This window comes from Ruegeria sp. CDSC002 (genome assembly GCF_059610905.1).
The window spans coordinates 588,714-601,234 of the sequence record NZ_JBXWOM010000001.1; the positions used below are offsets into that span (position 1 = coordinate 588,714).

9 protein-coding genes are annotated in these 12,521 nt (G+C 58.6%); 2 read left to right on the forward strand and 7 right to left on the reverse strand.

The window, feature by feature from the left end:
• Positions 1-65: 65 nt before the first annotated feature.
• The 6 genes from AC2FJE_RS02995 to AC2FJE_RS03020 all read right to left on the reverse strand — a co-directional run bounded on the left by AC2FJE_RS02995 (position 66) and on the right by AC2FJE_RS03020 (position 8,918).
• Positions 66-1,436, reverse strand: a complete 1,371-nt coding sequence (locus tag AC2FJE_RS02995) for a multicopper oxidase family protein (RefSeq protein WP_496753627.1) — start codon at positions 1,434-1,436, stop codon at positions 66-68.
• Between the two features lie 73 nt (positions 1,437-1,509).
• Complete coding sequence (locus AC2FJE_RS03000) at positions 1,510-2,151, reverse strand: cell wall hydrolase (protein ID WP_145975887.1); 642 nt, start codon at positions 2,149-2,151, stop codon at positions 1,510-1,512.
• 186 nt (positions 2,152-2,337) lie between these two features.
• Positions 2,338-4,899, reverse strand: coding sequence for a putative PEP-binding protein (locus AC2FJE_RS03005; RefSeq protein WP_496753625.1), 2,562 nt, complete (start codon positions 4,897-4,899; stop codon positions 2,338-2,340).
• Between the two features lie 43 nt (positions 4,900-4,942).
• Positions 4,943-7,162, reverse strand: a complete 2,220-nt coding sequence (gene glyS / locus AC2FJE_RS03010; protein ID WP_496753624.1) for a glycine--tRNA ligase subunit beta — start codon at positions 7,160-7,162, stop codon at positions 4,943-4,945.
• A gap of 9 nt (positions 7,163-7,171) precedes the next feature.
• Positions 7,172-8,386 carry a sodium/glutamate symporter gene (gltS, locus tag AC2FJE_RS03015; RefSeq protein WP_496753623.1) on the reverse strand — a complete coding sequence of 405 codons (1,215 nt, stop codon included), beginning with the start codon at positions 8,384-8,386 and terminating at the stop codon, positions 7,172-7,174.
• A gap of 7 nt (positions 8,387-8,393) precedes the next feature.
• Positions 8,394-8,918 carry a DUF6446 family protein gene (locus tag AC2FJE_RS03020; RefSeq protein WP_496753621.1) on the reverse strand — a complete coding sequence of 175 codons (525 nt, stop codon included), beginning with the start codon at positions 8,916-8,918 and terminating at the stop codon, positions 8,394-8,396.
• Between the two features lie 91 nt (positions 8,919-9,009).
• On the opposite strand from AC2FJE_RS03020, the gene AC2FJE_RS03025 reads away from it, so the two are divergent.
• On the forward strand, positions 9,010-9,642 hold the full coding sequence (locus AC2FJE_RS03025; RefSeq protein ID WP_058277621.1) for a MarC family protein: 633 nt from the start codon (positions 9,010-9,012) through the stop codon (positions 9,640-9,642).
• A gap of 8 nt (positions 9,643-9,650) precedes the next feature.
• Here AC2FJE_RS03025 and AC2FJE_RS03030 read toward each other — a convergent pair whose 3' ends face one another.
• Positions 9,651-10,580 carry a glycine--tRNA ligase subunit alpha gene (locus tag AC2FJE_RS03030; protein WP_058274256.1) on the reverse strand — a complete coding sequence of 310 codons (930 nt, stop codon included), beginning with the start codon at positions 10,578-10,580 and terminating at the stop codon, positions 9,651-9,653.
• 205 nt (positions 10,581-10,785) lie between these two features.
• Here AC2FJE_RS03030 and AC2FJE_RS03035 point away from each other — a divergent pair, with 205 nt between their 5' ends.
• Positions 10,786-12,519 (forward strand): serine protease, encoded by a 1,734-nt coding sequence (locus tag AC2FJE_RS03035; RefSeq protein WP_496760618.1) that lies wholly within the window; start codon positions 10,786-10,788, stop codon positions 12,517-12,519.
• Positions 12,520-12,521 lie beyond the last annotated feature (2 nt).

The following is a 12,521-nucleotide window of genomic DNA, read 5'->3' on the forward strand; positions in this document are numbered from 1 at the left end:
CAAAATAAACGATGCGCGGGCGTATAACACCGCAACATGCGTCTTTCCAGCCATCGAATGCGGCGTCAGGTTACGCGGAACCAGCTCATCATACCCGAAGCAGCGTGTCCCAGCATATGGCAATGCAGCAGCCAGTCTCCCGGATTGTCCGCGACCAACGCGATCTGACGGGTCTGGCCCCGGTCCACCAGCACGGTGTCGCGCCAGGGCCCCAAACTGCCATCCGGCAGGACGAGCCGGAAGTGGTGACCATGCAGATGCATCGCATGTGGAAAGACAGTTTCGTTCACAAACTCGATCCGGTGCACCTGACCCAGACGCGCATCCAGAAACGGATCCTTGGGTCGTTCCGCGTATCCGTTCAACGCCCAGAACCGGCCCAGTTGAGCCAGCTCACGGCCTGTCAGGTCCTGATCGCCAAGCTTGGCCCCTTCCAGCCATCGCATCGCACCGCCCTGCAGGGACATACGATGCAGCGGTGCCTGATCATACTGAAATTCAGGCATATTGTTCGCAGGCAATGGTTCAATACCCTGCCTTTGCGATGTGGACGCTTCGGAAACTTGAAAGCGTACCAAGCCATAGCCGCCATCCCGCTCGATACTTGCGAGACCCGCGACATCTCCGGACGCGGACGTCACATCCACGACAAGGTCTGCCCGTTGTGCGGGCGCAAGTGGGAAGCTCTCCTCTACAGGCAATGGAACTGCCAGAGGCATGCCATCCAGCGCCACGATCCAACCCGCCAGCCCGTCCAACGCCAAATCAAATATCCGAGCGTTCGATGCATTGATCAGACGCAATCGCAATCGTTCCCCCGATCCAACAGGATAAGCCGGATCAAAGCCGCCATTGACGGACACCAGATTACCCAGCCGCCCCGCATGGCTAAGGTCGTGTCCATTGTCAAAATCATCCACGATATGCGCGCTTTCAGGGTCCAGCCGCCAATCATCCAACATCAGCGTCAGATCCTGATCAACATCCGGCGGGTTAGATTCTTCAACGATCAGGGGTCCATAGAGACCTCGGGCAACCTGTTCGGTAGACCGGTTATGCGAGTGATACCAATAGGTTCCTGCATCTGGCGCAACAAAGTCATAGTCGAAGGATTGGTCCATCTCGACCGCGTCCTGCGTCAACCCGGGCACGCCATCCATTGCGTTGTCGATCCGAATTCCGTGCCAATGCACTGCCGTCGGTTGAGACAGGTTGTTTATCAGCTTGCGACTGACGCGCCCGCCCTGAGGCAATCGGATGTCGACTCCGGGAACGCGGCCGCCATAGGTCCAAACCGGCGTAGCTGGATATCCGTCAGGCGCAATCTGTTGCACCGCTTCTTGCGCGACCAGATCAGAGCTGACCGCATGTGCTACCTTTGGCAGCAGAGCAAGCGCGGTCGAAGTTTGCAGAAACCGTCTGCGGGATAACATCATGGCGGACCTCCTGGCCCGCTACATAAGGCAGAAAACGCCCCGCGCAATCAAGGTTCCAGCGCGGGTGCGTCAATCAGTTGCTCGCGGTCCGATAGTTGTGGCGGTAGAAAATGTGAACGCCGATCCGGGCCGTTTCTTTGTAGACACGTGACCATGACGGGCGCACCGCTTTGGTGTGGTAGTGGGTCGCCCCTTCGGTCAGCCCGACGCCAACGCCGTCGATTGCCGCGCGGGCAACCTTGGACACACGCTCATAGGCTCTTTTCTCGCGGATAACTTCTTTCTGACCATCGCAGGTGTAGGTGAACTGGCATTGGTACTTCTTACCGGTTCCCTGCTTGATCACCCCGCACAGCGAACTTGGAAAGCGGCTACTTTTGACCCGATTCAGGATCACCTCGGCCACGGCGAACTGACCGCGAACGCTTTCGCCGCGCGCTTCAAAGTACAGCGCCTCGGCCAGACATTTGAAGTTCTCGTCCCCAGTGGCGGTTGGCAATTGGTCTAGCCAATTCTTTGAATAGGATACTTTTTCAAGCACAGGCGATTTACGCGGCTTGAACAGGCCCAAATAATCGCGGAACTTTTGCCCGGGCAATTCGCTTCGGGTCACAAGTTCGCGTTTGGCAGATTCGGTGGCTTCCCTCTCGGCGATGGAAACACTCGGCAGCACGGTTGCTGCCAATGTGGCAACAGCCAATATGTATCGTAGCATCAGATAACCTCGCACAGGCACATTCAGCGCCAGACCCTCCCCCGGCGGGCGCGATGAGGCTCTTACCGAATTCAAACGGCGACGTCCAGTTCTGACGGAAAAGCAAGTGGAAAATCGCCGTTTCGTCAACAATATTTGACGACGGCGCTTTCTGTTACCTACTAATTCTAGAGTGCCGCCCTTCTGTCAACCCCCAAGTCTGGACGAAATCGCCAGTTGAGCGGCAGCCAGCCGAGCGACGGGCACCCGGAAGGGCGAACAGGACACATAGTCAAAGCCCAATTCCCGGCAAATGGCGATTGATTCGGGGTTTCCGCCATGTTCACCGCAGACTGACAATGTCACTTCTGGCTGTGCTTGCCTGCCGCGTTCAGCCCCCAGCTTAAGCAATTCGCCAACTCCGTCCGCATCCAACACATGAAACGGATCTTCGACAAAGACACCCTGCCGGACGTAGGCCGACATGAACCGACCAGCGTCATCGCGGGACAGGCCATAGGTCATCTGCGTCAGGTCGTTGGTTCCGAAACTTAAAAACGCGGTTTGCGGCGCGATCTCGGCTGCCCGTAAACAGGCACGAGGGGTTTCGACCATCACGCCTAGCCGATACTCAAATTCCTGCCCGCGTTCACCGGCGACGGCTGCTGCCACAGAATCGATGCGCGCCTTGACCAGTTCGACCTCGCGCTTGGCGGATACCAGCGGGATCATCACCTCGGGCACCACCGGTGCGCCGTCTTTGCTGGCTTCAAGCGTCGCCTCGAAAATCGCACGCGCCTGCATGTCGTAGATTTCGGGAACCGTCACACCCAGACGTACGCCGCGCAGGCCCAGCATCGGGTTATATTCGGTCATGGCGTCGACCCTGCGTTCGACATCTGAGACTGGCAGGTCCAGCGCTTCGGCAAGTTCGCGTTGGCCGGTGCGCGTCGTCGGAAGAAACTCGTGCAACGGTGGATCGAACAGACGGATACAGACAGGCTGTCCCTCCATGATCCGGAAAAGCTGCGCGAAGTCATCGCGCTGCATCGGCAACAAGCGTTCCAACACCGCTTCGCGACCGGATGAGGTCTGCGCAAAGATCATTTCGCGCATTACGATCAGACGACCGGGGTCAAAGAACATGTGCTCAGTCCGACACAACCCGATCCCTTGCGCCATGAAGTTCCGCGCTGTTTGTGCGTCTGCGGGTGTGTCCGCATTGGCGCGAATTGCGATGTCCCGCTCTGCGTCAGCCCAGCCCATCAGGGTCTGAAAACAGTCATCCAGCGCGGCCTCGAGCATCGTCGGCTTCCCAGCCAACACCTGCCCCGAGCTACCGTCGATGGTCAATGTGTCGCCGGTTTTGAAGACCCGCCCGTCGGGAGCCATCAGCTGTTTTTTCTTTGTCTGAAACCGCATCTCGGACGCGCCGACGATACACGGCAGACCCAAGCCCCGGCCAATCACGGCCGCGTGGCTGGTCATGCCGCCCTTTTCCGTCAGGACCGCCACGGCGGCATGCATACCGCGCACATCTTCCGGAGAGGTCTCGCGACGCACCAAAATGCACGGCTCTCCCCGCGCGGCGCTTGCCTGCGCCTCCGCCGAGGTGAACACGATCTTGCCGGTCGCAGCACCCGGACTGGCGGCAATTCCGGTGGTCAGGGTGTCCCGTTCCGCATCAGGGTGAACCTGCCGGTGCAACAGCTCGTTCAGGGAATGTGGATCAACCCGCATTACAGCCTCTTGCGGAGGAATGATCCCGTCTTCGGCCAGGCGCACAGCGATCCGCATCGCCGCGCGTGCGCTGCGTTGAACCCGGACACCATCCAAAATGTGAACGTGGCCGTTTTCAATCACGAACTCGACCTGCATTTCCTCGCGCAGCTTGACCCGCATCAGCGCCGCATGCGTTTTGAGGTCCGCAAATGCCTTGGGCGCGACCTCCTCCAGGGACTTTCCGCGCGGATCCTTTTCCAGGTACAGCGCCGCGACGCCTTCCCCCAGCGCATCCCGCCCCTGACTTTGGCTCAGATACCGACCGGTGATCTGAGGCAATCCAGTGGTCGGATCAATTAGTTGCAGCACACCCGATCCGCACTCGCCCTGCCCAACGCCGGGGATCATCTCTTGGATCACCAAACCCAGACCCGCGTCCGCCGGCGCCCCCTTTGCCTGACGCAACAATCGCGCCGAGGTGCCCTCCCATGCGCGCGCCATCGAACGCAGCACGGCAATCAGCTGCTCTCCGCGATCCTGTGGAAAGGCTTCGTCCGTCTCGTCTTCGTAAGCCCTCAGAGATTTCTGCAGCCCCTCACGGCCATCTGCATCGATCTCGTCAAACACATCCGGGTCCAGCCGCGCAACATGAACCGCGTAGCTTTGGACAAAGCGCAGATACAGCGCAGCCGCGGCCTCGACCCCCATCGAATCCGACAGGTCAACATAGCGCGCGTCATTCATGCCGATGTTCAGGATGGCACCCGGGCCGCCCCAATCGGGATCTTCTGAACTGGGCCGGACACACAGCAGCGCGGTCTGTTCAAACTGCTCAAGAACAGCGGCCAAATCCGGCACCTGCCCATCCGATATCTGATGCACCGCATCAAACGACAACGCGACCGTTCGTGGAACCGGCAGTTCCAGACGAACCAGACGTTGCAGACATTTCGCCCGCCCGCCATGCGTGTTGGCAGCAACGGGCGCTTCGGACGTGATAAGCGTAGTATGCGGATTATTCTGCACTGCGGCACCTTTTGATTTCACCGCAGCATAAGCCCCTGCACCAATGGCGCAAGGGCGTTCTGGATCAGCCTTCGATGCGGCTCAGATCAGCAACACTGGAGCAGACCTGACGGATCTGGCTTAGCAGGTTCAGGCGGTTACGGCGCAGGATGTCATTGTCGGTATTGACCTGAACATCCTCAAAAAACGCATCCACCGGGCCGCGCAGGTCGGCCATGGCCGACATCGCACTTGGGAAATCCTCGGCTTTCAGCGCCGGGTCGATCTTGGCCTGTGCAGCTTCTAACGCGCCGAACAGAGCCTTTTCACTGTCAGTCTCCGCAAATTTGATATCAGCGCCATAGGAATACTCGACCCCGTCCTTTTCCTCGGCCTGGGTCAGAATATTGTTGGCGCGCTTGAACCCCTGCACGAGGTTTTCGCCATCCTCGGTCGCGATCACGGCATTCAGCGCGCGGGCGCGCTTGACCAGCAGGTTGAGGTCATCATTGCCGTCCATCGCGATGCAGGCGTCGATGATGTCGTGGCGAATGCCCTCGTCGCGGAGGAAGGTTTTGAGTCGGTCGTGGAAGAAGGAGAGGAGATCGTCGGACGCGTCCGGGACTTTCTTCTCCAACCCCAGAAATTCAGCGGTCGGCTTGTCGCCGAGATTGTCTTTGACCGCTTTGAAGGCTGCACCGAAGACGCCGTGACCCGCGATTTCTTCCAGCAGGTCCTCGACATCTGATTTCGGCAACGCGTCATTGATGGCACCCTCTGCCCGAACCAACTGGCTATCAAAGAACCGATCCAATCTTAGACGCAAATCGTTTTCGAGTATCAATCGCGTCACGCCCAACGCCGCGCGGCGTAGGGCAAACGGGTCTTTCGATCCCGTGGGCTTTTCCTCAATCGCCCAGAACCCGGTCAGCGTGTCCAACTTGTCGGCCAGCGCCACAGTTACTGACAACGGCGCGGTGGGCACATCATCCGACGGCCCCAACGGCGAGTAATGTTCCTGCGCCACGGCGGCCACGGCGGCGTCCTCGCCGGCGGCTTCGACGTAATAACGACCCATAAGCCCCTGAAGTTCCGGGAATTCATAGACCATCTCGGAGCTTAAATCGGCCTTGGCCAATCGAGCGGCTTTCTCGGCCTGATCGGCATCCACGCCCGTCACCGGGGCCAATTCGCGGGCAAGCGCCGCGATGCGGTCGATCCGCTCGGCTTGAGTTCCCAGCTTGTTGTGGAAGGTCACATTCTCCAGCGCGCGGGTCCATTGGGCGATGTCCGATTTGGCAACGCGCAGATCGTTCTCCCAAAAGAATTTGGCATCGGCCAGACGGGCCGACAGCACCTTTTGGTTCCCTGCCAGAATAGTCGCGCCATTGTCGGTGGTTTCACGGTTCGCAACAGTGATGAACTGCTCAATCCGGCCCGTTTTGGGGTTCTTCACGGAAAAGAACTTCTGATGCTCTTTCATCGAGGTCTGCAGAACCTCGGGAGGCAGTTCCAGAAACTCGTCGTCGATCTGCCCCATCAGGACAACTGGCCATTCCACCAGACCCGCGACCTCGGCCAGCAGGCCCTTGTCATCGACTACTTCCAGACCCGCCGCAAAGGCAAGGTTCTGGGCGTCGTTCCAAATATGCTCAGCGCGTTCTGCAGGCGACAGCACAACGAATGCGCGTTTCAGCTTTGCGGCGTAATCCTCAAAGGACGACACGGCGAACCGACCCGGGGCCATGAAACGATGACCCTCCGTGGTATCGCCGGACTTGATGCCTTCGATCTCCATCGGAACGACCTGCGCGCCAGCCTCATCGGTCAGAATACACAGGATCGAGTGCAACGGACGCACCCAGCGCAGACCGCCATTGCCCCATCGCATGGATTTCGGCCAGGGGAAGTTGCGGATCGTCGCCTCGAGTACCTCGGCGATGATCTCGGCAGCGGGACGGCCCGGTTTTTCGACGGTGGCGAAATAAACCGCGCCTTTGGGCGTTTCACGCTCTTCCAGTTGATCGCGGGTCAGACCTGCGCCCCGCAGGAAACCTTCGATGGCTTTGTCCGGCGCGCCGACTTTCGGACCCTTGCGTTCCTCGCGGATCATGGGGCTTTCCGAAAGCAACCCTTCGACCGCCAGCGTTAGGCGGCGCGGCGTTGTCAGCGTAGCAGCAGATGCGTAGGTCAAACCGGCCTCGACCAAACCATCGGTGATCCGCTTTTTCAGGTCTTCGCCGGCACGGGTCTGCATGCGCGCGGGGATTTCCTCGGAAAACAATTCGATCAGCAGGTCGGGCATATTCGGTCCTTAGAAATTAACGATCGTCTGAATGACGATGGCATTAGCGATATCCACAAAGAATGCGGATACAAGGGGCAATACGATAAAAGCAATAGGCGATGGGCCATATCGTTTGGTGACAGCGGTCATATTTGCAATAGCAGTCGGGGTGGCCCCTAGGGCAAAGCCTCCGAAACCGGCGGCCAGAACGGCGGCGCGGTAATTGCTGCCCATGACAGGAAACAGAACCCAGATCACAAATGCCACTGCGAACAAGGTCTGGGCCGACATGATGACCACAATGGCAAGGCCGAGTTCCGCGATGGTCCAAAGCTGCAGGCTCATTAATGACATGGCCAAAAACGCACCCAGCGAGAATTCCGAAATCAACGCCAGCGAGGGGGTGCGTTCAATTGGTGGGCGGCTGGGTGCAAGCCATGCGCGCAGGTTCGCGATGACGATGCCCATGATGAGACAAGGCACGAACAGCGGCAGCTTCAAACCGGCAGCGCTGATCGCCTCGCCCAGCGAATACCCCGCAATGATCGCCAGGTTGAGGAACAGGAGAACGCGCATGATCGACAGATGATCGATTTTGCTGGACACGTCATCGCCGTCAGTGGGAAGCCCCACTGTGTGATCCTCGTCGGGGCGTGCAGGGCTGAGGTTGCGCCCTTCGACCAGAAGCCGCGCTATCGGTCCACCAACCAAAGCAGCCAGAACAAGCCCAAGTGTTGCAACGGCAACGCCTAGCTCAGTTGCGCCGTCCAGACTGGTGGCCTCGGCCACCTCGGGTGCCCAGGCAATCGCAGTTCCGTGCCCGCCGATCAGAGATGCCGAGCCGAACAGAACCCCAGCCTGCGCCGGATACCCGAACATAGACGCCCCAATTGCCCCGATCCCGTTTTGCGCGACTATCGTCGCCAAAGTCAGGATCAAAAGTAAAAACAGAGGCTTGCCGCCTGATATAAGGTCAGAGAGCCGCGCGTTTAACCCGATGCCCGCAAAGAACACCACCAATAGAAAATCCCGTGTGGCAAGGTCAAAGGACAGCTCAAGATCGAAGGCCAGATACAATATCAGCACGACCAGTGAGGCCAGCAGGCCACCCGTGACAGGTTCGGGAATGTTAAACTGGCGCAATGCGGCGACGCGCGCATTGATCTCTACCCCCAAAAGATACACCGCAAAACCCAACGTAGCGGTCAGGAAATCAGGTATCTGCAGGGTCTCGGCGGTCATCTTATCCTCAATTCTGTGGCCGGTCCGGGCATTCTTCGCCAATCACGGTGCCGTCATAGGCCTTTTCGCCGCAATTGTTCAGCGCGTGCCAGACATAGCCTTTGCCGCCATTTGTAACGGCAACAATTCGGTCAACGCCAAAGTGGATGTTTTTTGCGCCCAGAAAGGCTTTGGCCTCGCCTGATTTCAGGGCATCCGCCACCGCCACGGCCTCAAAGCAATCGAACCATCCGGGCGCGGTCAGCGGCTCTGCATTCTCGACCGCGACATGGGTTTCCTTAATCTGCGCAAGCGTCAGATCCGTTTCGAAACAGGCACGGTAGCGGATGGGTGAGCTGTCCGCGTCAATCGCCTGAAACGCACTGTAGGATATAGGCGTCGGCGCCTCGGCCCCTTCCGTCATTAACATGACATCCTGACCGGGCTTGGATTCCACGTCATAATAAAATCCGTAGATCTGCAGGTAATACATCCCAAAACCGGCTACTGCCGCCGAGATCAGCACTATGATCGCAAGCACTTTTCCTGTCATCGTCTTTTCCTTTTGCTCACGATGCCTCTTTCACGATCGGTAAAAATAGGACAGGTTCCAATTGATTACAGGCCGGAAAGAGACTTTTGAAATGGACAGCACCCTTGCAGTAGGATTCTTCGGAGCGCTTTTTGCGATCATGAATCCAATCACGAACCTGCCAGTGTTTCTTAGCGTCACCGACGGCCTTGCCCCGGCTGAGCAACGCAAAGTGGCTACAAAGACGGCGCTCTACTGCCTGATCCTCGGCGCATCGTTTGCGGCTGTGGGAAGTCAAACGCTCAGCCTGTTCGGCATCAGCGTCGATGACCTGCGCGTCGCGGGTGGTCTGGTCGTTCTGATGATTGGCCTGAACATGCTGAACGGAAAGCCCAGCACGTCGCATCACGGAACCGAGGGGGAACGGCAATCCTATCCTGAACCGGACACGGTTGCCTTTTATCCGCTGGCCTTTCCGATCCTTGTCGGGCCGGGCACAATCACTACGTTGATCCTGTATGCAAGCCACATCCATAAACCGGTAGATGCCATTGTTTACGCTGGCGTTTTTCTGGCCGTCCTGCTGTTGCTGTTCGTGACATTTTGGAACGCCGCAGCCATTGCCAAACGTCTGTCTGACAATGCTCGTGTTATCATGAGCCGGTTCATGGGCATGATCCTGTCGGCCATCGCAATCAGCATGATCGCTGCTGGCCTTAAGGTCTTGCTGCCCGGACTGGCCTGAGCGGCGCATTAAGCTTGGAACCCGGCGGCCTCGGTCAGCAGGAATGCGTCTGCGCATTGCTTAGCCAAGGCCCGCACGCGGCCGATATAGGCCTGACGCTCGGTTACCGAGATCACGCCCCGTGCGTCCAGCAGGTTGAACACGTGACTGGCCTTGATGCACTGATCATATGCTGGGTGCGCCATGATGATGCGCTTGCCAGTTTTTGGGTCGTCATGCTCTTGTGCCAGAATGGCGGCGCACTCAGCTTCGGCTTCTTCGAAGTGGCGCAACAAAACTTCGGTGTTGGCCACGTCAAAGTTCCAGCGGGCGTATTCTTCTTCGGTCTGCTTGAAGATATCGCCATAGGAAAGCGGGCTTGGTGACTGCGGATCGTTGAACGGCATGTCCATCACGTGGTCGATGCCAAGCACATACATCGCCAGACGCTCCAGACCATAGGTCAGCTCGCCCGAGACCGGTGCGCAATCATGGCCGCCGACCTGCTGGAAATAAGTGAACTGGCTGACTTCCATGCCGTCGCACCAAACTTCCCAACCCAGACCCCATGCGCCAAGGGTGGGGCTTTCCCAATCATCCTCGACAAACCGGATGTCATGCAGGTTCATGTCGATGCCAATCGCCTCAAGCGAGCCCAAATACAGGTCCTGCAAATCCGGCGGACTGGGTTTGATCAGCACTTGATACTGATAATAATGCTGCAACCGGTTGGGGTTCTCGCCATAGCGCCCATCCGTCGGGCGGCGCGAAGGCTGCACATAGGCTGCGGCCCAGGTTTTCGACCCCAGCGCGCGCAAGGTGGTCGCCGGGTGGAACGTACCTGCACCAACCTCCATGTCATAGGGCTGCAGAATGGCGCAGCCTTTTGAGGCCCAATAGGTCTGAAGCCGCAAGATAATCTCTTGAAAAGAACGTGGTGCGCTGGACTGGTCGGTCATGACATTCCCTTTGGACGCCACTGCGCCCGGTTCCGTTGGGTTTTGTCCTTCCTATGCAAGGGGCCGTTGGGCGTCAACGGGCGGCAAAGCCTATGCTGTCACTGCGCAGCCACACTGGAAATTCCCCGTATTCCGGGCATGGCTTTCAGTACGTTGTTTCGCGTAGGGTCCGGCAAAGATAAAACACTGCAGACACGGGCAGACAATGACTCGCATATTTACGGCAATTTTGTTTCTTTTTCTCATCGGCGCGCGCGCTGTTTTTGCACAGCAGGACGCAGGCGTCTGGGTGCAGGTCGAAGCGCAGCCCTCGCTGCGCGAAGCGCAGGAACGTGCGCGGGCCTATGCCGGCACCCTGCCGGACGTAAACGGGTTTCGATTGAACTCTGGCTGGTATGCCATTGTTATCGGTCCTTATTTGCGCAACGACGCGGAACAGGTTCTAAGCGTTTACCGCGCCGAGGGGCAAATCCCTGCGGACAGCTATATCGCGTTTTCTAGTGCACTGGGTCAGCAATTCTGGCCGGTCGGAGAGAACATATTGGACCGGGGTGTCGTGACACCACCAGTTGAACCCCAGCCGGAACAGCCGGTTGTTGGCGTAACCCCGCAGGCCTCTGACGAGACACGCTCACAAGCGTTGCAAAGCGAGCGTCTTCTAAGCACGCAGGAACGCATGAATTTGCAAACCGCCCTGCAGGCCGCGGGTTTTTACAATTCAACGATCGATGGCGCATTTGGCCAAGGCACGCGGCGCTCCATGGGCGACTGGCAACGGTTCAACGGCTTTGAAGCAACCGGCGTTCTGACGACCGCACAGCGCAAGGCGTTGATTGACGACTTTAACGCCCCCCTTCTGAGCGTTGGGATGGAGCGTTACTCCGACCCGCAGGCCGGTATCGATTTGGATCTGCCGATGGGTGTCATCGCATTCGACCGTTATGAGGCCCCGTTTGTTCACTTCAAAAGCACAACCGATCTGGACGCCAAGGCCCTGTTGATCAGTCAGAAAGGCGACAAAGCCACGCTGCGCGCCCTTTATGAGGTGCTGCAATCGCTGGAAATCGTTCCGCTCGATGGCCCACGGCAGCTGCGCGGCGACAGCTTTACGCTGGAAGGGCGCGGTAAGGGGATCGTGACCTATAGCGAAGCACGGCTGGACGATGGCCAGATCAAAGGCTTTGCACTGGTTTGGCCCGAGGGTGACGATGCCCGGCGCGCCAGAGTGCTAGCCGCAATGAAGACCGGCTTTACCGCAACTGGCACGGTGCTGGACGCCGCAGCGGGTGCCAAGGCCGAGCAGCGGATTGATCTGGTGTCCGGACTGCAGGTACGCACACCGCGCCTGTCCCGTTCGGGCTTTTTCGCTGATACAATCGGCACGGTTCTGACCGTATTTGAGGCAGCGGACAGCTGCACACGCATCACGCTTGATGACGATCAGGAGTTCCAGGTCGCCTTGTCAGATGCAGATCTGGGCGTGGCAGTTCTGCGCCCCAGCCGCAATCTGGTTCCGGTCAACGTGGCAGAATTCAGCGCCGATGCGCCGCGTATTCAATCTGAGATCGCGGTGTCGGGCTTCTCGTATGAAGGCGCCTTGGGCGCACCGACACTCACCTTTGGTCAGATCGCTGATGTGCGCGGCCTGAACGGAGAAAACGGCGTGAAACGTCTGGCATTGGCGGCCCAGCCCGGCGATGCGGGCGGACCGGTATTTAACGGCAATGGCCAGGTTGTTGGCATGCTGCTGCCAACCCCGACCGAAGGACGCACCCTGCCCGCGTCCGTCAGCCTTGCTGCAACGGCCAACAGTCTGAACGAAGTTCTGGCCAAGGCGGGTGTGTCCGGTCAATCGGGTCAGCCGACGGCGCAAATCTCGCCCAATGAACTCAGCCGCCGGGCGACCGGAATGACCGTATTGGTTCATTGCTGGGATTGATC